20 protein-coding genes are annotated in these 25,259 nt (G+C 70.3%); 14 read left to right on the top strand and 6 right to left on the bottom strand.

The window, feature by feature from the left end:
* The first annotated feature begins 34 nt into the window (after positions 1-34).
* From HG542_RS08845 to HG542_RS08825, 5 genes are all read left to right on the top strand, one after another.
* Positions 35-1,369, top strand: coding sequence for an FG-GAP repeat domain-containing protein (locus HG542_RS08845; RefSeq protein ID WP_171079550.1), 1,335 nt, complete (start codon positions 35-37; stop codon positions 1,367-1,369).
* 250 nt (positions 1,370-1,619) lie between these two features.
* The gene (locus tag HG542_RS35650; RefSeq protein WP_308110425.1) at positions 1,620-2,729 is read left to right on the top strand and encodes a transglycosylase family protein; all 1,110 of its coding nucleotides are present in this window, start codon (positions 1,620-1,622) and stop codon (positions 2,727-2,729) included.
* A 153-nt stretch (positions 2,730-2,882) separates the two neighbouring features.
* Positions 2,883-4,484 carry an FG-GAP-like repeat-containing protein gene (locus HG542_RS08835; protein ID WP_229922441.1) on the top strand — a complete coding sequence of 534 codons (1,602 nt, stop codon included), beginning with the start codon at positions 2,883-2,885 and terminating at the stop codon, positions 4,482-4,484.
* Positions 4,485-5,093: 609 nt separating this feature from the next.
* Positions 5,094-7,844, top strand: coding sequence for a discoidin domain-containing protein (locus HG542_RS08830; protein WP_171079547.1), 2,751 nt, complete (start codon positions 5,094-5,096; stop codon positions 7,842-7,844).
* Between the two features lie 309 nt (positions 7,845-8,153).
* Positions 8,154-9,395, top strand: coding sequence for a globin domain-containing protein (locus HG542_RS08825; RefSeq protein ID WP_227724141.1), 1,242 nt, complete (start codon positions 8,154-8,156; stop codon positions 9,393-9,395).
* Between the two features lie 40 nt (positions 9,396-9,435).
* Here HG542_RS08825 and HG542_RS08820 read toward each other — a convergent pair whose 3' ends face one another.
* Positions 9,436-10,428, bottom strand: coding sequence for a LysR family transcriptional regulator (locus HG542_RS08820; protein WP_171079546.1), 993 nt, complete (start codon positions 10,426-10,428; stop codon positions 9,436-9,438).
* 148 nt (positions 10,429-10,576) lie between these two features.
* Here HG542_RS08820 and HG542_RS08815 point away from each other — a divergent pair, with 148 nt between their 5' ends.
* The 9 genes from HG542_RS08815 (at position 10,577) to HG542_RS08770 (ending at position 20,576) form a co-directional block, all read left to right on the top strand.
* Positions 10,577-11,488: a zinc-binding dehydrogenase gene (locus HG542_RS08815; RefSeq protein ID WP_373313051.1), complete on the top strand. Its 912-nt coding sequence runs from the start codon at positions 10,577-10,579 to the stop codon at positions 11,486-11,488.
* A gap of 50 nt (positions 11,489-11,538) precedes the next feature.
* Positions 11,539-11,976: a nuclear transport factor 2 family protein gene (locus HG542_RS08810; RefSeq protein WP_229922442.1), complete on the top strand. Its 438-nt coding sequence runs from the start codon at positions 11,539-11,541 to the stop codon at positions 11,974-11,976.
* Between the two features lie 49 nt (positions 11,977-12,025).
* Positions 12,026-12,625, top strand: coding sequence for a class I SAM-dependent methyltransferase (locus tag HG542_RS08805; protein ID WP_171079544.1), 600 nt, complete (start codon positions 12,026-12,028; stop codon positions 12,623-12,625).
* Positions 12,622-13,635 (top strand): HNH endonuclease family protein, encoded by a 1,014-nt coding sequence (locus HG542_RS08800; RefSeq protein ID WP_171079543.1) that lies wholly within the window; start codon positions 12,622-12,624, stop codon positions 13,633-13,635. Before HG542_RS08805 ends, HG542_RS08800 begins: the two co-directional genes overlap by 4 nt.
* Before the next feature lie 278 nt (positions 13,636-13,913).
* On the top strand, positions 13,914-14,801 hold the full coding sequence (locus HG542_RS08790) for an MFS transporter (protein ID WP_229922443.1): 888 nt from the start codon (positions 13,914-13,916) through the stop codon (positions 14,799-14,801).
* 124 nt (positions 14,802-14,925) lie between these two features.
* Positions 14,926-15,345, top strand: a complete 420-nt coding sequence (locus HG542_RS08785) for a hypothetical protein (RefSeq protein ID WP_171079542.1) — start codon at positions 14,926-14,928, stop codon at positions 15,343-15,345.
* 89 nt (positions 15,346-15,434) lie between these two features.
* Positions 15,435-15,806 (top strand): CU044_2847 family protein, encoded by a 372-nt coding sequence (locus HG542_RS08780; RefSeq protein ID WP_171079541.1) that lies wholly within the window; start codon positions 15,435-15,437, stop codon positions 15,804-15,806.
* A gap of 28 nt (positions 15,807-15,834) precedes the next feature.
* Complete coding sequence (locus HG542_RS08775) at positions 15,835-20,046, top strand: nSTAND1 domain-containing NTPase (protein WP_171079540.1); 4,212 nt, start codon at positions 15,835-15,837, stop codon at positions 20,044-20,046.
* On the top strand, positions 20,028-20,576 hold the full coding sequence (locus HG542_RS08770; protein WP_171079539.1) for an LppP/LprE family lipoprotein: 549 nt from the start codon (positions 20,028-20,030) through the stop codon (positions 20,574-20,576). Before HG542_RS08775 ends, HG542_RS08770 begins: the two co-directional genes overlap by 19 nt.
* Before the next feature lie 4 nt (positions 20,577-20,580).
* Here HG542_RS08770 and HG542_RS08765 read toward each other — a convergent pair whose 3' ends face one another.
* Genes HG542_RS08765 through HG542_RS08745 form a run of 5 tightly spaced genes read right to left on the bottom strand, consistent with a single transcriptional unit; the run spans position 20,581 to position 25,105 of the window.
* Positions 20,581-21,795 carry a serine hydrolase domain-containing protein gene (locus HG542_RS08765; protein ID WP_171079538.1) on the bottom strand — a complete coding sequence of 405 codons (1,215 nt, stop codon included), beginning with the start codon at positions 21,793-21,795 and terminating at the stop codon, positions 20,581-20,583.
* Positions 21,796-21,836: 41 nt separating this feature from the next.
* Positions 21,837-23,114 carry a ferritin-like domain-containing protein gene (locus tag HG542_RS08760; protein ID WP_171079537.1) on the bottom strand — a complete coding sequence of 426 codons (1,278 nt, stop codon included), beginning with the start codon at positions 23,112-23,114 and terminating at the stop codon, positions 21,837-21,839.
* A complete protein-coding gene (locus HG542_RS08755; protein ID WP_171079536.1) occupies positions 23,111-23,779 on the bottom strand; it encodes an HvfC/BufC N-terminal domain-containing protein in 669 nt (222 codons plus the stop codon). Before HG542_RS08755 ends, HG542_RS08760 begins: the two co-directional genes overlap by 4 nt.
* Positions 23,772-24,638, bottom strand: a complete 867-nt coding sequence (gene bufB / locus HG542_RS08750; protein ID WP_218039014.1) for an MNIO family bufferin maturase — start codon at positions 24,636-24,638, stop codon at positions 23,772-23,774. Before bufB ends, HG542_RS08755 begins: the two co-directional genes overlap by 8 nt.
* Positions 24,635-25,105, bottom strand: coding sequence for a hypothetical protein (locus HG542_RS08745; RefSeq protein ID WP_171079535.1), 471 nt, complete (start codon positions 25,103-25,105; stop codon positions 24,635-24,637). Before HG542_RS08745 ends, bufB begins: the two co-directional genes overlap by 4 nt.
* Between the last annotated feature and the right edge of the window lie 154 nt (positions 25,106-25,259).

Here is a 25,259-nt window from a genome sequence, read left to right as displayed (position 1 = left end):
CGCCGTGCCCTTCCCTACATCAAGGAGTTCTCGCATGCCCGCACTCGTACGACGCCGCGCCGTCCGCTCGGCTCTCCTGGCCGCGACGCTCGGAGCCGTCGTCCTGGGCGTCACCGTCCCCTCCCAGGCCACGCCCGCTCCACGGATGGCGGCGGTGACGGCCGCCGCCACCTCTCAGGTCGGCGGTGAGATCGGCCGCACCGAGACGATCCAGCGGGTGCAGTACTGGATCGACAAGGGGGTTCCCTACAGCCAGTCCGCCTACTACCCGGACCTCCAGGGGCGCAACTATCGCACCGACTGCTCCGGTCTGGTGTCCATGGCCTGGCACCTGCCCACCAGCGCGACGACCTGGACGCTGCCCCAGTACTCCACCCGGCTCGGCAGCCTGGACGACCTCCAGCCCGGCGACGCGCTGAACAACATCGACAGCCACGTCGTGCTCTTCACGGGCTGGACGGACTCCAGCCACACGACCGCGACCATCATGGAGCACGCCAGACCGGGCACCAACGCCCGTAAGACCACCTACTCCCGCAGCTACATCAACAACAACGGCTTCAAGCCCTACCGTTACAACCGCGTCCTCGAAGCGCCCGTGACCGTGCCCGACAAGGGCATGACGAACGTCACCGCGGTCGGTGACCTGAACGGCGACGGGTTCACCGACGTCATCGCGGTGGAGACCGCGACGGGCGACCTCTACCGCTACTCGGGCCCCGACTACACCGGCGGTTCCGCCCGGGTGAAGATAGGTTACGGCTGGAACTCGATCAGCAGCATCGTCGGCGTCGGCGATCTGACCGGCGACGGCGTGCCCGACATCATCGCCGTGGACGCCGAGACCGGTGACCTGTACCGCTACTCGGGCCCCAACTACAACGGCGGCTCCAAGGTCAAGATCGGCAGCCACTGGGACTCGATGTCCAACGTCACGGCGGTCGGTGACCTGACCGGTGACGGTGTGCCGGACATCATCGCGGTCGAGACGAAGACCGGTGACCTGTACCGCTACTCGGGCCCCGACTACAACGGCGGTTCGAGGGTCAAGATCGGCAGCGGCTGGAACGTCTACTCCGCGATCGTCGGCGTCGGCGACCTGACGGGTGATGGGGTGGCCGACATCATCGCCGTCGACAACGAGACCGGTGACCTGTACCGCTACTCCGGTCCGAACTACAACGGCGGCACCAAGGTCAAGATCGGCACCCACTGGGACTCCATGATCAATATGGCGGGGGTCGGCGACCTGAACGGTGACAAGGTCCCGGACCTGATCGCGGTGGAGCAGGCGACCCAGAAGCTGTACCGCTACTCCGGCCCGGATTTCACCGGCGGCTCCCGGGTGCAGATCGGAACCAACTGGTAGTCGGCGTAACGCCTTTCGCTCCACCATTCCGTCCGGCGGCGGACACCTCTCCGCTGCCGGACGAGGGGTGGTGGGTCCTTCCCCTTTTCATCCTGGCGCAGAACCGAGGTTCACCTTGTCCACGCAGTCGCCCATGTCCGTACCCTCGCAGCAACATGACCACCACCCGGAGCCGAACGGGCACCGGACGCGCCGGAGAACGGCAGGCTCCCCGCAGCGCCGATCCCTTCGCGCAAGCCTGCGGGCGGCCGTGGTCACCGTTCCGGCCGCCGCGCTCGGCGTCTTCCTGCTCCCCGCGCAGCCGGCCGCCGCCGCCTCCGTCGCCACTTGGGACAAGGTCGCCCACTGCGAATCCACCGACAACTGGAGCATCAACACCGGGAACGGCTACTACGGCGGTCTGCAGATCTGGAAGCCGACCTGGGACGCCTTCGGCGGCACGCAGTACGCCGCCTACCCCCACCAGGCGACCAAGGAGCAGCAGATACGGATCGCCGAGAAGATCCTGGCCACTCAGGGTGCGGGTGCCTGGGGAAGGTGCGGCGCCGGGGCCGGTCTCGCCGGCGACCACGCCGATCCGTTCCCGGTGGAGCCCCCGGCCCCCCAGTCCAACATGGCCCACCTCACTCCGGTCGGCGACCTGACCGGTGATGGCGTGCCGGACATCATCGCGGTGGAGAAGAAGACCGGCGACCTGTACCGGTACTCGGGCCCGTCGTTCGGCGGCGGTTCGCGGGTCAAGCTCGGCTACGGCTGGAACGGCATGAGCGACATCGTCGGCGTCGGCGACGTCACCGGTGATGGCGTGCCGGACATCCTGGCCGTCGACAAGGAGAACGGTGACCTGTACCGCTACTCGGGCCCCAACTACAACGGCGGCTCCAAGGCCAAGATCGGCACCAGCTGGGACTCGATGACGAACATCACCGCGGTCGGCGACCTGACCGGTGATGGTGTGCCGGACATCATCGCGGTGGAGAAGAAGACCGGCGACCTGTACCGGTACTCGGGCCCCGACTTCAACGGCGGTTCGAAGGTCAAGATCGGCAACGGATGGAACGCCTACTCCACCATCGTGGGTGTCGGCGACCTGACGGGTGATGGGGTGGCCGACATCATCGCCGTGGACAAGAGCAACGGTGACCTGTACCGCTACTCCGGTCCGAACTACAACGGCGGCACCAAGGTCAAGATCGGCGCCCACTGGGACGCCATGACCGGCATCACGGGCATCGGCGATGTCACCGGCGACGGAGCGCCGGACCTGCTCGCGATCGACCCCGCCGACCACAAGTTGTACCGCTACTCCGGTCCGGACTTCACCGGCGGCTCCCGGGTGCAGATCGGCACCAACTGGTAGGAGGCGCAGCACTTCCCGGCCCGGGCCCTTCCTGCGGGCCCGGGCCTTCTCCTCGTCCCCTCCGCCCACCGTTCACAGGAGTTACTTGTGAGACGTCTCAACTCCCTTGCTTTTACGATGTGTTCCTTGCTGGCGATGTGCGCCGGAGGGTTCATGAGCGCGACGGCCGCCCAGGCGGACACTGTTTCGACCGGCAATGCCCCTCCTCTGCGGTTCGTCAGCTACAACATCTGCGGCAACATGTGCACCGACGCCAAGGGGTACGACAACCAGCGCCGCATTGACACCGTGGTCGACGAGGCCACTGTCGGAACCTGGGGCGCCGACCAGATCTTCCTCCAGGAGGTGTGCCGGCCGCAGTACGACGCCATCGAGCAGAAACTGGCCCCGCTCGGCTTCCACGGCCTGTACACCGCGACGCTCCCGGGCAAGGGAGCAACAGCCGGGAAGGACGCGGTGTGCGGCGGTGCCGACTACGGGATGGCCGTTCTCGCCAGGGGTCCGGTCACCGACACGAAGGTGCTGGACCTGACCGCGGGCGACGAGGCCGAGCCCATCAAGAGCCCCTGCGTGAAGAACTACGCCCAGAGCCGGGGCAACTGGGCCTGCTCGGTGCACCTCTACTGGAAGAACGACGCCACCCTCCGTGAGGCCGAGGCCCGCACGCTGGCGGCGCAGACCGCCGAGTGGGAGAAGGCCGGGATCCCCGTCGTCCTCGGTGGCGACTTCAACGACCAGCCCCGGTCGGCCGCGCTCTCCACCTTCTACGACACGGGCATCGGCGACGGCGGCCAGGGTTCCTTCCTCGAGGCCGACGAGACCGACAAGGACCGCTTCACCACCGCCTGCGCACCGTCCAGGAGCCGCTGTCGCTCCGGTGACGCCACCTTCGGTCAGCGGAAGATCGACTACCTCTTCCTCTCCGCACGCGACTTCAAGGGCGTCAAGGCCGATGTCCTCCCCCTGGACACCAAGGTCTCCGACCACCGGTTGCTGCGCGGCGCGGCGTACTGGGCCGACTGCGGCCCGCTCGACCCGGGAGCGGGCCGCGTTTTCCGCAGGGACGCGGCCGGCGGCCTCTTCCGCTACGCAGGCCGGCCGGACGGCGGAGTCACCGGCGCCTGCAAGGTGGGCACCGGCTGGAACATGATGCGGTCGGTCGCGCACGACGGGAACACCGTGCTCGCCGTCGACAAGGCCGGAACGCTGTGGCGCTACCCTGCCGAGCTCGACACCGGCACCTACTCGGGCGGCACCCGGGTACAGGTCTCCAGCGGCTGGCAGACGATGGACACCCTTCTCGCGCCGGGTGACTTCTCCGGGGACGGCCGCCCCGACGCCATCGGCCGGGACACGGCCGGCGACCTGTGGCTGTACCGGGGCTCGGCCGACGGCGGCTTCGCCGCACCCGTCAAGATCGGCAACGGCTGGCAGATCTACACCGCTCTCCTGGCGCCCGGCGACTTCTCGGGAGACGGCCGCCCCGACCTGATCGGGCGGGACGTTGCCGGCGACCTGTGGCTGTACAAGGGCGACGGCAGCGGAGGCTACGCCCCGCGGCAGAAGATCGGCAACGGCTGGCAGACGTACACCGCCCTGACCGCTCCCGGCGACCTCGACGGCGACGGCCTGCCCGACCTGGCCGGCCGGGACGGGGCCGGCGATCTGTGGTCCTTCCCGGGCGACGGCAAGGGCGGCTACGGACCCAGAAAGAAGATCGGAAACGGCTACCCGGCAGGGGAGTTGATGTTCTGAACAGGGAAGGCGCCTGATGGGCTGACCGGCGGCACTCGTGCTCGTTCGCACGGCTGGCGGCCCTGGAGTCGGTCTGCACTTCCTTCGACACCGGGGTGCTCGGCCGCTCGACCGGCGGGCCTCCGCCAATGGGGATAAATTGGCAGGAAGCGCACGGGAGAGGAGGGACGTCATGTCCTCGAAACGGCGCCGCAAGAAGAAGAAAGCCCGCATGAAGGGCGCCAACCACGGCAGGCGACCGCAGTCCTGAACGGACGCCGGTCCTGAAGCGGCGGGGCGTACCCAGGGCTTGTCCGCCGGACACGCCTCGGGGCCGGCCCCGCTGTGCCGCCTTCAGCCCCGCCCCGAACCGGCTGGTCGCCCCCAGCGGGCTGCATCAGTGCGGCCATCTGTCGGCGGACGGTGCGGAGCGAGGCTCCCACTTCCTCTCTGCACGCGACTTCAACGGTGTCAAAGCCGATGCGCTCCCTCTGGTGACGTTCTGAGCCAAGGTCTCCGTCACTGCATCCCCTTCGGAAGTCGCATGAAAACGCGCGCCTGTTGACGTCATGTGTTCACTAAATTTAAGGTCGCGGGACTCTCGCAGGAGATCAAGACGACCGGAGAACAATGACGTACTCCCCAGGCGTGCGCGCACGTCTGCGCCCCGCCCGCCTGCCCGCACTGCTTCTCGCTGGCGCACTCGTCGCCTCGGCACCGCCCGCGGCCGCCGCGCCCGCACCACAACCTCCCGTCTCCGCCCCGCCCATCGGCAACTGCCGTACAGGCGAGGGCTGGACACTCGACTCGACCCGCATCGATGCCGACGACACCCACCACGCCTACGTCGGCAACGGCTACCTGGGCCAGCGCGTACCGCCCAACGGCGCCGGCTACACCGACAGCAGTGCCAAGACCGGCTGGCCGCTCTTCACCCCGGGCTACGACGGCTCGTTCGTGTCCGGGCTCTACGCACACAGCCCGCAGACCGCCGGGGACCGGCAGGCCGTCGCGGCCCTGCCCACCTGGACCACGCTCGACGTCGGAACCAGTGGCGAACAAGCCGATACGTTCAACTCTTTGACGAAACCGGGCCGAATATCCGGCTACCGCCAAAGCCTCTTCCTGCGCTGCGGCATCGTCCGGACCTCCCTGACCTGGACTGCGGCCGACGGCCGCAAGACCGACCTGGTCTACGACGTGCTCGCCGACCGCAACGACCCCCACGTCGGCGCCGTACGGCTGCGCATGACACCGCACTGGAGCGGCGAGGCCACCGTCACCGACCGGATCGACGGACACGGCGCCCGGCGCATGCGGCAGACCGGCGGCGGCGACCGGACGACGGCGGGCGGTCGGGGTGCCCGCACCGTGGACGTGGCCTTCCGCACCGACGGCACGGACACCGACGGCGCCGTCGCCTCCACCCTCCGCGCCGGCCACGGCGTGCACAGCTCGCAGGCCGGATCCCCGCACGCCGCACGGGACTTGAGCGCACAGCAGTCCCTCACCTTCCCCGTCCGCAAGGGCCACACGTACGAACTCACCAAGTACGTGGGCGTGGACACCGCCCTGACCTCGCACGCGCCCCGCCGGGATGCCACCGCCGCGTCGCAGCGCGCCGCCCGCCGCGGCTGGGAAGGGCTGCTGCGCGACCACACCGCCGCCTGGGCCCGGCTCTGGCGGGCGGACATCGGGATACCGGGCCGGAGCGACCTGCAGGCCTGGGTCCGCTCCGCTCAGTACGGGCTGCTGTCCAGCACCCGGGAAGGCGCCCGCAACAGCATCGCCCCGACCGGGCTGACCAGCGACAACTACGCGGGCCTCGTGTTCTGGGACGCCGAGACCTGGATGTACCCGGCCCTGCTGGCCACCGCACCCGACCTCGCCAGGACCGTCGTCGACTACCGCTACCGGACGCTCGCCGGGGCCCGTGAGAACGCCCGGAAGCTCGGCTACCAGGGGCTCTTCTACCCCTGGAACAGCGGCAGCAAGGGCGACCTGGCCCAGGAGTGCCACAGCGTGGACCCGCCCCACTGCCGCACCCAGATACACCTGCAATCGGACATATCCCTTGCCGTGTGGCAGTACTACCTCGCCACCGGCGACACCAACTGGCTGCGCACGCACGGCTGGCCGATGATGAAGGGCATAGCCGAGTTCTGGTCCGGGAGGGTGAGCCGCAACGCGGACGGCAGCTACTCGATCAAGGACACGGCCGGACCCGACGAGTACAGCAACGGCGTCGACGACGCCGTCTTCACCAACGCCGGCGCCGTCACCGCACTGCGCAACGCCACGCGCGCCGCACAACTGCTGGGCGAGCGGGCCCCGGGGGAGTGGTCGGCGATCGCCGACCGGATCAGGATCCCGTACGACGCGCAGCGCAAGGTCTATGAGCAGTACGACGGTTACCGCGGCAGCAAGATCAAGCAAGCGGACACGGTGCTGCTGACGTACCCGTTGGAATGGCCCATGCCGCCGGGCGCCGCAGCCGCCACCCTCGACTACTACGCCCGGCGGACCGACCCCGACGGCCCCGCCATGACGGATTCCGTGCACGCCATAGCCGCCGCCGCTGCGGACGAACCGGGCTGCTCGGTCTACACCTACCTGCAGCGCTCCATCAGGCCGTTCGTACGCGGCCCGTTCGCCGGGTTCTCGGAGGCCCGCGGCGCCAAGGCCGGGGCCGAGGACCCGCTGGCCGGCTCGCCCGCGCAGGACTTCCTCACGGGCAAGGGCGGTTTCCTGCAGATCTTCACCAACGGCCTGACCGGCATGCGCATGCGCGAGAACGGGCTGCACCTCGACCCGATGCTGCCCCCGCAGCTCGGCCGCGGCGTCACCCTGCGCGGGCTGCACTGGCAGGGCCGCACGTACGACATCGCGCTCGGCGCCCACGAGACCACGGTCCGGCTCACGGAGGGCGCGCCGATGAGCCTGGACACGCCACAGGGCGAACACGTCCTCTCCAAGGCCGCCCCGGTGGTCCTCAAGACCCGTCGCCCGGACCTCGCCCCGACCGACAACCCGGCCCGCTGCGCCACGGCCACCGCCTCCTCGGAGGAGCCGGGGATGTACGCGGCCGCCGCGGTCGACGGCAACACGGCGACGGCGTGGGTCCCGGACGGGGCGGAAGGCGCCCTGACCGTCGACCTGGGCAAGGCCGTACGCGTCACCGGGGTCGTCCCGACGTGGAGCGGCCCGGAACCGGTCTCGTACGGCGTCCGGCTGTCCGTGGACGGGCGGCACTGGCGCGCCGCCCCGGGCAAGGGCACGGGCAAGGGCACGCCGGTGACGGCGAGGTATGTGCGGGTGGACGTGCGGGGCCGCGCCGATGCCGCATCCCGCACGGGCATCGCCGAAGTAAAGGTTTCGTAGCGCACCGGAAAAGCCGGGGCCGGGGGCGATTGCCGCCCCCGGCTCGATATGTGCCCCAAAATCAGTACACCGTCCGGATTCGGCCGGGGCAATGCCACAAGAAGCCGCCCCGAGTTCTGGCGGATACCTCTCTTCCCCACCCCGTGGACCTCATTGAGGATCGTGTGACATCCGGAAGCGCTCCGTCCGCTTCGTCGACTCTGCACTCCCATGAGGATTCATGTTGGCCCTGCGCGATTCATGCGATTCCCTTGCAGCCCGCTTCAGATGGAGATCCGGCAATCCGGAGGACTCGGGAGCGTCGACCCCGTGAGATTCCGGTTCGCTCTTCCGGGCAGCAGACACGCACGCCCGTCCGGGGAGGCCCCGGCGCCCGCCGAGACCCTGTTCGCCGGAATGCCGAGGACCGTCGAAGCGCCTTTGTCGGACCACGAGGCGGATCTCATAAGAACTTCCCTGTCGGTGGTCGAACCCCTGGCGGGAGAGATCACGGTCTATTTCTATGCGATCTTGTTCGCCCGCCACCCCGGTGTCCGCTCGATGTTCCCGCCGGAGATGGATCCACAGCGCGACCGCCTGCTGCGCGCGCTCCTGCGCATCGTGGACCTGGTCGACGACCCCGAGAACCTGGTCCGCTTCTACGAACAACTCGGCCGTGACCACCGTAAATTCGGTACTCTCGCCGCACACTTCCCGGCCGTGGGCGAATGCCTCCTCGACACCCTGGCCCGCTACGCCGGACCCGCATGGACCCCGGAGACCGCCGCGGCCTGGACGAAGGCGTACGGCGCGGTCGCCCAGATGATGATCGGCGCGGCCGAGCGGGACGAGGCGGTACGGCCCGCCACATGGCCCGCGACGGTGGTGCACCGCTTCTCGCGCGGCCACGGCATCGCCGAGATCACGGTGCGCCCCCATGACGCCTACGAGTACGCCGCCGGCCAGTACGTGAGCATCGAGACGCCCTGGTGGCCGAAGCGATGGCGCTACTACTCCGTCGCCAACGCGCCGCGCGAGGACGGCACCCTCACCTTTCATGTGCGCGCGGTGGACGGCGGCACGGTCAGCGGTGCGCTGGTGCACCGGGCGGCGGTGGGCGATGTGATCAGGCTGGGGCCCCCGATGGGCGACATGGTCCTGGACGCGGCCGGCCACAGGGAACTTCTCTTCGCGGCAGGCGGAACCGGCCTCGCCCCGATCCGCGCACTCATCGAAGAGGTGGACCGCCGAGGAGGACGCCACAACGTGCAGCTGTTCCTCGGCGCCCGCACCGTGGCGGAGTTGTACGGGCTCGACGAGATGCTGCGCCTGGCCCAACGGCACCACTGGCTGACGGTCAAGAGCGCGGTCTCGCACGAGCAGATCCCGGGAATCCGGGGCGCGTTGCCGGATGTGCTGGCCGAATACGGCCCGTGGTACGAGCACGACGTCTTCCTCAGCGGCCCGGCACAGATGGTCGCTTCGGCCCGCCAGGCGCTCACCCTCAACGGCACGGCGCCGCACCGCATCCACCACGATCCGTTCGGGACGCCCGGCCGGTCCGCCCCTTGAGCCGCACTGCCTGAGACGCACTGGGGGAACGCGGACTGCTTCACGGCCGCGTCCCGCCCGGAGCGGCAGGCGCGGAGCAGTAGTCCTGGACATCGGCCTCCGGGAGCCAGTCCCGGCCCGGCCGGTATTCGAGCCAGCGGCTGCGGCCGCCGACGTCCGCGAACGCGCGCAGCAACTGCTCCACGCCCGGATGCGTGTCGGACGCGCGCCACATCAACGACCAGGCGTACAGCGGTGTCGGGTCGACGAGCGGGATGCACCGGATCCGGGCGGCCCGGTCCGGCAGGTCCATGCCGGCGGGTACGAGCGCGCAGCGCGCCGGGTCGGCTGCCACCTGTTCCAGGAAGTGGTCGACGCCGAGGTTCGCCGGACCGGATGCGGCGGGTATGCCGAAGTGTTCGGCGAAGTGCCGGTAGAAGTCGAGCCGTTCCAGCGCGGCGGGGCACCACAGCACACTGCTCCGGAGGTCCTCGGGGCGCACTTCGGAGCGGCCGGCGAGCCGGTGCCCGGCGCCGACCACGACGTCGACGGGTTCGAGCCGGACCAGCCGGTGCGTGTACGCGGAGTCCTGGGCGGTGTTGCCGAGCCGGTGGACCCGGCCGAAGCCGACGTCGGTCGCGGCCCGGCCGAGCGCATCGAGGACACCGGGCAGGTCGCGGCCCGGCCCGGTCTCGACGGCGGGGCCCGTGCCCGTCAGGTGGTCGACGACCGGGCGCAGGGTCCGCATCGGCGCGAACAGGTGGCCCCAGAAGTCGATGCGCAGCGGCCGGTCGACGTGCCGCGCGGCGGCCACCGCGCGGTCGGCTTGGGCCAGGGTCCGGCGCGCGGGCTCCAGGAAGCGGCGCCCGGCCTCGGTGAGTTCGACGGCATGCCCGCCGCGCAGGAACAGCTGCACCCCGAGTCCGCTCTCCAGACGGGCGATCCGTTTGGAGAGCGCCTGCTGGCTCACCGCGAGCTGTTCGGCGGCCTGCCCGAAGTGCAGCCGGTCGGCGGTCGCGAGGAAGGCGCGCACCTGCGCGAGGTCGAGATCCACTCCGCCACTCTGCCGGACCACCGTTGGTTGTCAAACCGGCCGTTCAGTTGTTGGACCGGGCTTCCACCTGGGCGGTTTTCTTGATCTCGCCGTCGGCCGCGGCAAAGGGACGCGGCCGGGAACCGGGAGAGGAACCACGATGAAGGCCATGACCGCCACCGGCCGCACCAGTCCGGCCGTCGGGCTCGCCACGGTGGACCAGCCGCGCCCGCGGCCGGACGAGGTGCTCGTCAAGGTCGAGGCGTACTCCGTGAATCGGGGCGAGACCTTCCAGTTGGAGGCGCCGCGCCCGGACTGGCGCCCCGGCAAGGACATCGCCGGGCTCGTCGTCCAGGCCGCGGCGGACGGATCGGGCCCCGCGGTGGGCCGCCGGGTCGTCGGCCACCCGCCGGCCGGCGGCTGGGCCGAGTACGTCGCCGTCCCCACGGACTCGCTGGCCGAACTGCCGGACGAGGTGTCGTGCCTGACCGCCGCGGCGCTGCCGCTGGCCGGTCTGACCGCACTGCGGCTGCTGCGCGTTGCCGGCGCGGTCGCCGGCCGCAGGATCCTGATCACCGGGGCCTCCGGCGGCGTCGGACACTACTTCGTCGAGCTCGCTGCGGCGGCCGGTGCCGAGATCACCGCGGTCAGCGGATCCGCGGAGCGCGGCAGCCGGCTGCTGGAGCTCGGCGCGGCCCGCGTCGTGCACGCGGTCGCCGACGCGGACGGACTGTTCGACGTGGTCCTGGAGTCCACGGGCGGGCCGAACCTGCCGGTGGCGCTGGCCAAACTCGCCCCCCGCGGCACGCTGGTGTGGTTCGGCCAGGCCAGCCGGGAGCCGGTCACGCTGAACTTCTTCGACTTCTTCACCGGCCCGGAGTCGGCCACCATCCGGCACTTCCACTACGCCGACGCGGACGTGACCTATGGGGAGGATCTCAGCACGCTGGTCCGCCTGGTCGCCGCCGGGCGCCTGCACCCGGAGGTGGGCGTGGTGGCGGAATGGACCGAGACCGCCGAGGTCCTGGACCGGTTGCGCGGCCGGGGGATCCGCGGCAACGCGGTTCTCACGGTCGCTTGACCGTCCGTTGACCGTCCGTGAGTTGAACGCCACCTTTCAGGAGTACCGGAATGAGCACCGAAATGAGCACCGGAATGAGCACCGTCACCGACCCGAAGACCGTCGTCGTCCGCTACGTGGAGGCAGTCCGCGACGGGGACTTGGACGTCGTCCGCGACAGCTTCGCCGAGGACGCGACGTGGCTGTACCCGGGCAGCCTGCCGGTCTCCCGGGTGTGGGAGGGCCGCGACGTGATCGTCGACGACTTCCTCGGCGGCATGGTCCGGTACCTGGACACCTCCGCGCCGGTCGTCATCGAGCTTGTCAACGCCTTCGCCGACGGCGAGCAGGTGCTGGCCGAATGGACGTCGAAGGCCACGGCGGCCGACGGGGCGGCGTACGACAACCGGTGCGCGGCGGTGTTCACCGTCTGCGACGGGAAGATCAAGTCGGTGCGGGAGTACGCCGACACGCATCATGTGGCCAAGGTGCTGTTCCCCGAAGGCTGATCCGGTCCCGGCTCGATGCCCGGCGTCAGGGCGTGTCTAGGCTGGTCGCATGAAGCCGTACTACGCACACAACGCCGAGCGTCTCGGGCAGCAGTACGGGAGCGTCACCTTCGAGGAGGTGCACGGCGGCATACTGGATCTGCTGCCGTCGGGTACGGCAGCAGCGCTGGACGTCGGAGCCGGCACGGGCCGGGATGCCGCGGCGCTGGCACGGCGCGGCTACCGGGTGGTGGCCGCGGAACCGGTGCGCGAGATGAGGGACGTCGCACAACGGCTGCACCCGGGCGGGGACATCCACTGGGTGGAGGATTCCCTTCCCGAACTGCCCCGGATCGACGGCACGTTCGACGTGGTGCTGTTGTCGGCGGTGTGGATGCACCTCCCGCCGGCTGCACGCGGGCGCGCGATGGAGCGGCTGGCCGCGCTGCTGGCTCCGGCGGGCCTGCTGATGCTCTCGCTGCGGCGCGGATCCCCGCCGCCGGACCGGGTGATGTTCGACGTACCCGCCGAGGAGGTCGCGCGGGACGGTGAACGAGCCGGGCTGCGCCTGGTACGGCTCGTGGAGGAGGGCGCGGACCGGCTCGGCCGGGCCGAGGTGCGGTGGCAGACGGTCGCCCTGCGCAACCCCCTTCGCAAGGGCGAAGAATGAACGGGCGGGAGTTCTACGCCCGGGACGCGTCGGCGCGTGCGTCCTGGCGGCTGGCCGTGCTGATGGGGGCCAACTCGCGCACGTACAAGTTCGCGCTGGGGGAGGCCCTGCTGGAGTTCGGCCGACACGGTCGGGAGGACGTCCGGCTTGCCGACCTCGCCGCCTCGTACAGCCTGGCCATGGTGCGCCACCTGGCCCGGGATCCGCAGGCGCCGCAGGCCGCCGAGCTGGGCGAGAAGGACTTCCTCACCGTCGCGGCGCAGGAGAGCGCCGCGACACTGGCCGGCGGCCGCCCCACCGAGCGACTGCTGGCGGCCGCAGAGCGCTCCATGCCGGCGATGGTGATGCAGAAGTTCCACAACCTGCGCGGCGACACGGCTGTTCCCGACACCTTCTACGAGCTGGCCGGGACGGGCCGCCGGCGCGTGGTGCGTCTCACCCCGGCCCTGCGCCGCCTGGCGCAGTCGGAACAAGCGGCGGTGCTGAAAGCCGAGTTGGGCGCGCGGTGGAACATCGTGGAGAGTTCCTTCGCGGCGGGCGTGGGCCGCAGTCTGGTCGAGCAGGGCGTCTCCGTCGACCGGGCCGCCCTGAAGATCACCGACAAGCGCCGCCGCCGCCCGGTGACGGGCATCATCGAGGCCACGGTGGGCTTCCAGCACGGCCGTTGCCTGATCTGCGACGAGGTCCTGTCCCCGGGCGATGCCGCAGCCGTCGACCACGTCTTTCCGTTCTCCCTGATGCACCGCTTCAGAAGCGTCGGCTCCTGGCACGGCCCCGATCTGGACGCCCTGTGGAACCTTGCTCCTGCACACGCCGCGTGCAACGGCACCAAGAGCGACCGGCAGCCGACTCCGGCCGAACTCGACCGGCTGGCCGCACGGAACGCGGCCATCATGCAGTCGCCGCATCCGCTGCGTCGTACCTTGCAGCTCAGCCTGGAGAGTGCCCTGCCGGGCCGGAGGATGCCCTCGTGGCCGGAGTTCCTGGAAGCGGTGCGGATGGCTGTGTGAGGCGTCAGGGGAGACTGACGGCGCGGCCTTCCGTCAGGGGTGGCCCACGTGGGAGACGCCATGGACGTTCAGCTTGGCCTGCACGTCGTTCAGGAGTGTGCGCAGCAGTTCGGCGCGCGCCTCGCGCTGCTCGTCGGACAGGCCGTCGAGCAACCAGCAAGGGAACCGTTGAAGGGCGAGGGTGCGTCAGCCTCGCGCGGCGCGGCCGTCGGCCCCGCGAGAGCGGCCCGACTGCCCGTGAGTGGGCCGGACTCGGGGTCGTACTGCTCGCGATGTTCATGAGCCAGATCGACATGTTCATCGTCAGCGTCGCGGTCCCGGAGATCCAGTCCGACCTGCACGCCGGGTTCGGCCAGATGCAGTTCGTGATCGACGGCTACGTGATCGCCTACGCCGCGGGCATGGTGACGGGCGGCCGGCTGGGCGACCGCGTCGGGCGCAAGAAGGTGTTCCAGTGGGGAGTCGCCGCCTTCACGGTCACCTCACTGCTGTGCGCTCTCGCCCCCTCGGCGAACACCCTCGTCGCCGCACGCGTCCTCCAGGGCCTCTCGGCGGCCCTGATGGCACCTCAGGTCCTCTCCATCCTCCGGGCCGTCTTCGTGCACGACCGGGACCGCTCCCGCGCGGTGGGCGCCTACGGGGCCTCCATCGGCTCCGGCGTCATCGCCGGGCTCGTCGGCGGCGGGCTGCTGCTCGACCTGGATGTGGCGGGCCTCGGCTGGCGCATGATCTTCCTCCTCCGCCTGCCGCCGGCTCGCCGCCAGGTTCGGCATCCGCGTATCGATCGGCGGAGCCATCACCATGGCCGTGAGTCTGTGCGCCGTGCCGACGGTGACCGGCACGGAGACGGGCCCCAAGCCCTGTACCTGGCCGGCATCATGGGCATCTCCGGCTTCGGCCAAGGGCTTGTGGTGGCTCCGCTGATCGACACCGTCCTCGCGCGTGTCCATCCGGACGACGCAGGAGCCGGTTCGGGCGTGTTGAACACGGTCACCCAGGCGGGCATGGCCCTCGGCGTCGCCGCCATCGGTGCGCTGTACCGCGCCTTCCTGGGCGCAAGTCCGCAGGAGCCCGAACACCCTGTGCGTGCCGCCGACTTCGCCGACGCCTTCGATGCGACCAGCTGCGTCCTCGCTGCGCTGGCGCCGGCTGCGGCGTTGCTGTGAGGCCTTCTCGGGAGGGCTCGGGTGACGGACGATCGTGCTGTCGTGCCGAGCCGGGACTGAGTCAGGGCCGGCTGTCCCTGTGCCTTGCTCCTTCCGTGGGCTGGCCTCCCGTCCGGGGATCGGTGTGGCGGTGCTCGCAGGCCTGGTGTGGGCACCGCGACTTGCCGTGTACCTGGCCGTCGCCACGGTGGGCGGTGCCGTGCTGGGCATGGGCAACGCCCTCACGCTCGTCGCCACGCAGGGGGTCATCAGGCCGGAGCGGGCCGGTGAGGCGTCCGGGGTGACCAAGACCGTCATCACGGTGGCGGCCGGCCTGGGCGTCGGCCTGACCGGTTCCGTCGCGGATCCTGACGGGGGCGCAGGGGCCGAATCCGCTACCCACACCGCCCTGTTGGCCACGGCCGGTGGCTGCCTGGCGGCTTGTCTGGTGCTTCTGCTGTGGCTGTGGGGCCCCGACCGCTCCCACCGTCGGCCGTACCCCGCCGCCGCACGCACGGGTGACGCTTCCCCCGAACACCATCCCCGCCGCCGCACAACCCGCTAGCGTGCCCCGCACGTTTCAGATGTTCCGTCGGCGACAGGCGACAAACGGCAACGTCAACGTCAACGGAACAGAACGAGGGGGAGCCACCCATGCCCAACATAATCAGCGTCCCGCTCGAAAACGGCGGGTCCGTGCTCGTCGAGATCGACGACGACCCGCAGGCGGTCGTACGCGTCGCCCGCGGCAACGGGACCGTCCCGCACGCCGCGCACACCCTGGAGCGCGGTCTGGACAGTGTGCGGGATGCGGCCCACGCCGTCGTCGGCCGACTCGCCGATCTCCCGAGCCGGCCGAGCCGGATCACCCTCGAACTGGGCATGAAACTCTCGGCGGAAGCAGGCGTCTTCCTCGCCAAGACCGCCGGCGAGGCATCCCTCACGCTCACACTGGAGTGGGACGGGGACCGCCCCGACGCACTCCCGGTGACGAGGGCCGTCGCCGCCAACGGCGCGGCCGGCTGAGCGCGGCGAGACAGGGGACATCCACACCATGCCCGGCCCCGTGCCGAACCCCGGCGTCGCGCGGCTCTGGTCGGACGGCGCCCCGCAGGGTGCCGGCCTCCTGGCCGCCCCGCGCACCGTGCTGACCTGCGGGCACGTCGTCTCGGCCATCGCGGGCGAACGCGAGTCGGTGCCTTTGCCTCCCGGCCTGGCCGTCGAGCTGGACTTCCCGCTCGCCGGGCCGACGGCCCGGCGGCAGGCCGCGACACTCGCCCGGCACATCCCCGTCGCCCCCGACGGCACCGGTGACATCGCGGTCCTCTCGCTCGCCGACGACCCTCCGGCCGGGGCCGAACCCGTACGGCTGCTGGACGTGCAGACCGTCCGCGACCACCCGTTCACGGCCTTCGGGTTCCCGGCCGGCGACGACGACGGCGTCTGGTCGTCGGGCCGGATCGTCGACGACCGCGGCCGGGGCTGGGTGCAGATCGAGAGCACCGGTGCCTGCGAGATCCTGCAGGGGTTCAGCGGCACGCCGCTGTGGGACGACCACCTCAAGGGCGTCGTCGGCATGGTCGTCGCCACCGACCGCCGGTTCCTGGGCCGGGCGGCCTATGCGATCACGGCCGACGTGCTCATCGAGGCCCACCCCGAGCTGCGCCGCTACGCGTCGCTCCCGTCCCCCTTCCGCGGCCTGCTGCCGTTCCGGGAACAGGACGCCGTCCACTACTTCGGCCGCTCCGTCCAGACCGTGGAGCTGACCGAGGCGGTGACGACGTCCGTCGTCGTCCCCGTCGTCGGGGCATCCGGCGTCGGCAAGTCGTCGCTCGTCCAGGCAGGGCTCGTACCCGCGCTGCGACGGCGCGGGGACTACAGCGTGGCGACGCTCGTCCCCGAACCGGCCGTGCGGCCCGAGCACATGCTCGCCTCGGCCCTGCTGCCGCTGCTCGGCGAGGACACGGCTGAGCCTCGGGGGCGGCTGGAACAACTGACGGGCCTGGCGGACCGGTTGCGTGATGCGGGGGCGGCCGCACCGGCGGTCAAGGAGGCGCTGAGCCGCTCCGGCACCTCGCAACTGCTTCTCTTCATCGACCAGTTCGAGGTCCTTTTCCGCTGCGCGCCCGGTGCCGCGGACGCGCTGGTCGAGCAGGTCCTGCACATGACCGGATGGCGGACCGCGGACGGCGGCCCGCTCGTCCGCCTGGTCTTCACGCTGCGCCTGGACTTCCTCACCTCCATGCGCCGCTTCCCGGCACTCGAGCGCGCATGCGAGACGTCTGCGTTCTTCGTCAACAAGCTGTCCGGCGAGCAGCTCCGCGAGGTGGTGCTGTCACCGGTCGACTCCTTCCACGGCGCCGTGCGGTTCGAGGAGCGGCTGGCGGAACGGCTGTTGTCCGATGCCGGAAGAAGCCCCGGCGCCCTGCCCCTGCTCGAGTTCGCGCTGACCCTGCTGTGGGAGCGCCAGCTCCAGGGCGTGCTCACGCACGCGGCCTATGAGGAGATCGGCCGGGTCGCGGGCGCCCTCGCGACGCACGCGGAACGGGCCGTCAAGGAACGACTGGGCGATCTGACGGACGAGGTGCGGCGGCTGTTCGTCCAGCTCGTGCGGCCGGGGGACGCGGACGCCGAGGCTCCGGCCGACACCGGACGCACCGCACGCCGGAGCGAACTGCCGCCCGCCTGCTGGGAAGCCGCCCAACTCCTCGCCGTGCAGCGCCTCGTCCACCTCGACCACGCCTCCGACGGAGTGGAGACCGTCTCCCTCGCGCACGAGGCCCTGCTGGAGCACTGGCCCACCCTGCGCTCCTGGGTCGACCTGGACCGGGACTTCCGCACCTGGCAGGAACATCTCCGCGCGCGGATCGTCCGCTGGGAGCCGGACGGCCGCGACCGGGCGCTGCTGATGCGCGGCTCGGAGCTGAAGGCGGCGCAGAAGTGGCTTCGCGACCGGCCGGAGGACATCGCCGGGGGCGAGCGCGACTACATCCGCGCGAGCACGGAATGGCGCCGGAAGCGCCGGTTCCGTGCTGCACTCGCGGCGACGGCCGTGGTCACGGCCATGGCGGGCCTCGCCGGTGCCAGCCTTTCCTCCGTACGGGACAACAAGGCCGCCGAACTCGCGGGCGGGCTGGTGCAGGAGGCGCAGCGCCAGGCGAACTCGCGGCTCGAGCCTGCGGCGTTGCTGTCCGTCGCGGCCTGGCGGACGGCGTCGACCCAGCAGGCCGCCCGGGACAACCTCTTCGACCGCTATCTGGCCGATGCCCGCTACGACGCCGTGCTGCCTGCGAACGGGAAGGTCGCGGAAACCGCGTTGGACGATGCGGGCCGGCTGATAGCCGTCCGGACCGACGCCGGCCGGCTGACGGTGTGGCGCAGGCCGGCACAGGCGGGGCAGGCGGGGCAGGTCGTGCAAGTGGCCCGGATGGACAACGTATCCGCCGTGGCCGTGAGCCCCGACGGCACGCGGCTGGCGTTCGGCGGGGACGGGAACCGGATCCGGATCTGGGACGTGGCCGGCCGCAAGGTCGTGCAGACGCTTCAGGCCGCGGCAAGTACGGCCAGCGCCGACCAGAAGGTGGACCAGCTGGCCTTCGACCGCACGGGGCACCGCCTCGTCGCGCATCCCCCCGAGGAGGATGCGGCACAGCTGTGGGATCTCGACCGGCCCACGGCTCCGGCCGTCAGGCTGCAACCGCCCAGCAGGACCGAGGGGTCGGCGTGGCGACTGGCCTTCGACGCGAGCGGGGAGCACGTGGTGTCGGACCACGTGGGCGGTCACCTGGCGTGGGACGCCCGCAGCGGCCGGTCGCTGGCAGTGGACGAGCCGGTGGGCGGCGTGGATTCCCCGGCGGTGTGGTTCGTCCAAGGGGCGCGCCCCGTCGTGGCCCGGTGCATCGACAGTCGCTGGCACCTCACGGACCCCGTCGGAGACGGTACCGACACACGAGTCGCGCAGACTGTTCCATGCGCCACGGGGGACGAAGTGGCCGGAGTCTCCGACCAATTGGTGCTGGGGCGCCGAAAGAACACGATCACCGTGTACGACGCGCACAGCGGGGAGCCGCTCAGGCAATTCGCCGAGGAGTCGGCTTCGGGCGGTCAGTACACCAGGTATTACCTCGCGAACGGAAGCCGCACCTTCACCGTGGCCCGCGGCACGGAGGCTTTGGCCGTGACCGTTCCGGAGCCCGGTTCGCTGGGAACCGTCAGCTGGATCGTCGGTTCGCAGCCGGCCGACAAAGAGGGTGATGCGGAGAGGGTGCAGTTTTCGCCCTCCGGCCGCTATACGGTGACCGTAGGGGTGGGCGGACCGGTCACGGTCTGGGATCCGGCGACGGGACGCAGGCTTTCCGCGGCCGGCGCGGGGATGGGCGGGGACCCGGTTCATGCGGTCTTCGACCGGGCGGAGAAGACCCTCGCCGTGGCCGATATGACGGAGCCGACGGTGACGCTCTACAGCCTGCCCGACCTCCGCGTACTCCGCCGGCTGACCATCGACATCCCCGAGGGGACCCCGCCCGAGTCGGCGTCTATTGCGGGACTCGGCTTCGGCCCGCAGAACCGCTTGACGATCCTGGCGGGCGGCGCCGTCTCCCAATGGGACGCGACGACCGGACGCAGGATCGGCCGGCCCCTGCTTTTCGGCGCCGCCGCGACCGCGATGGCGGTGAACCCGGATTCCGGAGAGGTTGCCGTAACGACCCCTGACCGCCGCGGAATCGAGATATGGGACGCGCAGGCGCGGCACCGCACCACCGTCCTCGTCCCCGGCTTCACCTCCCAACTCCTCGACTGGCACCGGGCCGTGCAATACAGCGCGGACGGCAAACGCGTGATGCTGGTCGGCCGGAACGGGGAGACGGAGATCCACGACGCGGCGACCGGCCGCCGACTGATCGCGATCCCCGCTGCCCCGTCCCGCTACACGGCCTTCCTGGCCCATTCCGAACAGGTCGTGAGCATGCGTTCCGACGCCTTTGAGGTGTGGGGCCCGGCGGGGCTGGTCACCCGCACCCGCATTCCGCCGACTGCCCAGGTGCGGGCGGTCGTCCCGTCCCCCGACGGCGAGCACATGCTCCTGACCACCGGAACGGAACTGGACGTGAGATTCCTCCTCGCCCAGGCGACCCCCGACGCCTGGGCAGCGGGCCTGTGTTCGCGGGTCACGCGCAACATTTCACGGAGTGACATGGGAACGGTGCACTACGGAATTCTGGAGCGCTATCTGCTGGGGGTGACGGCATGCACGTCCCACGGATAGCGGCTCGGCTGGCGGCGATCGGCGCGTGCCTGATACTGACGGTGTCCTGCGCGTCGTCGAAGGACGCGGCACCGAATCCGACCCGGTCGGTCGGGCTGTGGAGCCCGTCGGCGGCGGGGCAGTCGCCGAAGGGGTCGTCGCCGGACGCCCCGTTCAATGTGGATGCCGCACTGGCGCAGATCAAACGGATGGGTTTCACGGCCGACACCGAGCTGGCGGAACTGAAGACCCTCAAGGGCCCGTTCCGGGCCATTCACAGCCACTGCACGGGCACGACGGACGGCCATTGCGTCATCGTGATGTTCTTCCACGGCAACAACTACGTGGGCTATGACGCACGCGGCACCGGCGAATCCACGATCCTGTCCCAGGACGGGACGACCGTCGCGCTCTCGTACCCCGTCTTCAAACCGACGGACCCGATGTGCTGCGCCTCGGGCGGCACCCGGGAATTCCGGGCACGGTGGGAGGGCGGGAAGGTGGCCTTCACACCGCCGATGCCGGGGAACCCGAATTTGGCGGGGGGCTGATGACTCATTTCAGCGCAACACGCCGGGCAGCAAGAGGATTTCGGCCACCCTGGACCCGCGACGCCACCCCCGCCCCCGCCCCGCAGAACGCCGGCTCAAGGGCATCCTTCAACCCCTGCGTCACCGCATCATTGTTGGACGCATTCGCGAACGCCACCACCGTCCGCCTTCCGCCCCGCATTGCGAACGACTGTGTCTGGAATCCCTGGACGATGCCGGCGTGCCCATGGATCTTCCCGCACGACAGAGTGATTTCGCGCAGGCCCAGGCCATATGCGACCCTCGCCGCCCCCGTCGGCAGTGCGCTCGTCATCTGTCGCAGTGACTCGTCCGAGACCAGGCCCCCGGAACTCCCCGCCAGCAGAGTCGTGAGGAAGCGGTCCATGTCCGCAGCCGAGGAGATGACCGCGCCCGCGCTCCACACCCACGAGCCGTTCTGCTCAGTGGCGTCCAGCAGTGGTTTCGAGCGGTCGTCGTTCGTCAGGTAGCCCGTGATGTGCCGGCCGGCGATCGTCTTCTTCGGCACCACGAACGATGTCCCGTTCAAGCCCAACGGCTTGATGATCTGCTCTCGCAGGACGTCCCCGTACGAGCGCCCCGTGAGGTGCTCGACCGCCATGCCCATCAGTACGAAATCCGTGTTGGAGTACGCGTATTGCGTCCCCGGCCGGTACTGCAGGCCGTGTTTCACCGACATCGCCACGAGCTCGGCGGGCCGGTAGACCGTATTGCGGATGCGCTTCTCGAATCCGACCGTCGTCTCCTCGCCCGGATGCTCCAGCAGGTCGTCCGTGTGGTCGTAGATGCCCGCCCGGTGTTGCATCACCTGTCGGCCGGTCACCTCCCAGTTCTCCGGCAATGTCCCCGACGGGAGGTATTCGCGCAGCGGCTTGTCCAGGTCGATGCGGCCCTGTTCGGCCAGGCGCATCACGAGGACCGCCGTGAACACCTTGGAATTGCTGCCCACGCGGAAGCGCCACTTCGCGTTCATCGGCGTGCCGTCGAGGTCGGCCTTGCCGATGGTCACCGTGCGTTCGATATCGGGGTTGCCGTGGTCCCGGATCACGGCGAACGCGCCCGGTGCGCCCGCCGCGATCGTGTGTTCCAGTGCGGTGCGGACTTCCGCCACATCCGGGGACGGGGCCGCCGCGTCGGCCGTTCCCATGGGCGTCGTCGACAGCATCGCGGTCACGGCCGCAACGGCCATCACCGAACGCACGAATCCGGTTCTCCTCATGGAGGAGATTCTTCCCCGGGGCGTTACGGCAACTCGATGTCCGGCAGCAGTGCGATCTGCCGCTGGACCCCGTCGTCACCGCCCAGCGCGGGGAAGCTCCCGAGCAGCTTCTCGCACAGCGCCGCGAGTTCCCCCTTCGGGTTCTTCGTCTCGAACGCGTAGTACTGGAAAGGCGGTCCGGCGTGTACGGAGGGCTGCCCCGCGACGAGCGGTGTCCGTACCAACAAGTCGCAGACCGGGTACAGCAGCCCCTGCATCGACGCGACGAAGCCCCGCTCGTAGCCGTACCGGACGCTGTCCGTGAACGCGTCCCGGTCCTTGGGGGCGAGCGCCTCCATGGGGGTGCGGTAAATGGCGTCGAGCAGCGCCAGCACGTAGCAGTAGACCGCGTTGGAGAATTCCATGAGGTCCTTGACCGGCTGGTCCGCCGTCACGGTCCTCAGGTCCGGGTCGTCGAGCACCGGCCAGATGACTTCCTCGTCGTCGATCGTGTACTTCTGCTTGCCGTTGTCGTCGACGACGACACCGATGCCGTCGAGGCCCTTCGCGATGTCGGAGAACTTCATGTAGTGGGACGCCTGCCATTTGCCGATCTCCTGCGGCGGTAGGTCGTCCGTGCGCACGATCGGGTCGGGCAGCAGGCCCCTGTCCTCCGGCGCGCCCTCGCCCTGGTCGACGATGACCTGCATCGCCTGGAGCGCCGACGCCTCGTCGACGATGAGCAGCGGATGGTCGGAACCGCCGTTCTGGTTCCAATAGGCCCGGTGATACTGGAACTTCCACAGGTCCTTCTTGGCCTTGGCCCAGTCGATCACGGGGCGGAGGGTCTGGATGCCCCGCTCGATGCGCGCGTAGAACTCGCCGAGGGAGTGATACGGCTCGATCGCGCCCAGTGCCGCCCCCGGCGGAGTGGCCGGCTGCTCGATCTGCATGAATGTGTTGCGGACCTGGTCGGTGGAGAGTTTCCGCAGCCGGAGGTTCAGTTCGGGCTCGCGCTTCAGCATCGGGCCCGGGTATGTGGGGATGACGTTCTCGTCGTACAGCCGGAAATCGGTGTCGCCGACAGCGATCAGCAGATTGCGGACCAGCGAGAGATGCAGCATCTCCTCGATCGAGATACCGATCAGCGTGCGCTGCGCCGACGCACCGGCCGCCCACTGCGAATAGCCGCGCGTCTTGATCGTGTAGGTCGCGTACAAGTACAGCGGAACCGTGGACAGTTCCACCTGTGCCGCGGCCTTCAGGTGCGCGATCAGGTCCGGCAGGGTGGTGATCTCCTGGACCGGCGCCTTCGTGCTCATCGGGGATCCTCCTGTGCTCGTGGGGACGAAGAGGTGTGCAGGCGCTCGTACGCTGCCGGGGTCAACTCCCGCGTGATTACCATGTAATTCCGCCGAGTAAGGGCCAATCCGGTCTGCCGCGGCTCGGGCGGCTCGGGGTCCTCGCCCCGGTGCACCGCCGCCAGGTACGTGTGGACCGGCGCGCACACCCGTAGCAGCCGAAGCGGTGATGCCGGTGCCGTGCCGTCCTCCGGGCCGGGGCCGTCCAGTACCTCCGTGAACGCCCGCTCGCAGCGGATCAGATCGATCAGCAGGTCGATCCACGCCTCGCGGTCCGCGCCCGGCTCGGAACCCGGCTCGGCATCCGGCCGTGTACGGGCCAGATGGCCGGCGAAGCCGGCACCGAGACCGGCCAGGAGAGGGGAGCGGGAGGGATGCGCGTCCAGATACTCCAGCGCGAACCCGTCGAAGATCTCCTGCCCCAGCAGGTGCACCGACCCCGGGTGGAGGCTGCGCATACACTCCAGCAGCCGTAGCCGGTAGCCGCGTTGGTGGACGAGCAGCCGTTCGCGCGCGGACAGCCGGCTGGACGCGGTGATCGTGTGCCCAGGGTCCTCGCCCGTCGGGTGCAGGATCACCGACTGCATCCAGCGCTGTACGGATGCCAGCGGCGAAGCGTCAGGCATGCGGGCCACCCGTCAGGACGGCCGCCGATTCCCGTGCCCTGTCGAGTTCGGCCAGCAACTCCGGGAACGGCGGCAGCTTGTCGTCCCGTTCCAGCAGCGTGGACACGCTGCCGGTCAGCTCGGTCGCCAGCCGGTACAGCTCCCACACCGGCTCGGCCACGGGCGCGTCGTGGGTGTCCACGATGTGCGTGCCGTAGTGGGTGTGGCCCGCGAGGTGCATCTGGACCACGCGGTCGTGCGGCAGCCCCCGCAGATAGCGCACCGGGTCGAAGTCGTGGTTGAAGGCCGAGACATGGACGTTGTTCACGTCGAGGAGCAGCCCGCAGTCGGCCTCCTCCGCGAGCCGGCCCACGAACTCCCACTCGGGGAGCGTCGAGTCGCAGAACTCCACATAACTGCTCGGGTTCTCCAGGACGAGCGGCCGCTCCAGCACGTCCTGGACGATGCGCACGCGCTCGACGACGTGGCGCAGGGTCTCCTCGGTGAACGGCAGGGGCAGCAGGTCGTGCGTGTTCACGCCCAGCACGCCCGTCCAGCACACGTGGTCGGAGACCCACGGCGCCCGTATCTCCTCGGCGAGCCGCTTCAGGCGGCGCAGATAGCCGAAGTCCAGGGGATCCGTGCTGCCGATGGACATCGACACCCCGTGCAGGACGACCGGATAGCGATCGGCGATCTCCGCGAGGGCCTGCCGCCTGCCGCCGTGCGCGCCGAGGAAGTTCTCCGAGATGATCTCGAAGAAGCCGACGGGCGGCAGGTGCCGGCGGATGTACGAAAGGTGCGGCGTCCGCAGGCCGACCCCGAAGCCCAGGTGCGGCATGCCCAGGCGTGCCTCCCGTACCTCCCGTGCCTCGCTCACTGCGGCTGCGACATGTAGTCGTAGTGCGGCATCCGGTCGTCCTTGATGCCCTCGCCCGGGGACGGGCCGAACGCCTTGCCCGCCGCGTACATCCGGGCCTCGAAGAGTCGGCGGGCCTGCTTCCAGACGCTCTTGCCCTTCAGCGGGCCCGCCGAGAAGACGCGGCTCTCGTTGATCGGGCTCGCGCAGCTGCCGTTGTAGCGGCAGTCCTGCTCGCCCGGGTGGAACTGCTCGTAGTCCGTGCCCGCGTAACCGCAGCCGCCCTGGCCCCGGCAGGAGCCCTCGCCGTGACAGACGTGGTGGACGGTCGCGCAGGTGCCCATGCCCGCCATGGGGGCCGTGCCCGGGGCGTCGAGTCCCGCGCACGAGTTGAGGCCCATGCAGACGTGCAGTTCCCGGGGCACCTCCTGGGGGAGCGGCGGGTCCGCCTCCGGTCCGTGGGCGGCGGGGGTGGAACGCTTGGTCATGGCGATCGGCGTCCTCTCGGCTCGGTGATCGAACGCCACACCCTGGCAGGGCGGATCGAGGGGACGGCAGGGAGCGATCCGGCCACGGAGGAGGCCGAGGAGCGGATCCGGCCACGGTCGGCACATCGTCCTCCCGGACGCCCCCCGATCCCCG

The sequence above is a fragment of the Streptomyces morookaense genome, assembly GCF_013030945.1.
Lineage (GTDB): Bacteria > Actinomycetota > Actinomycetes > Streptomycetales > Streptomycetaceae > Streptomyces > Streptomyces morookaensis.
Note: the sequence above shows the minus strand (reverse complement) of the source record. Positions and strands in the feature narration are given on the sequence as shown.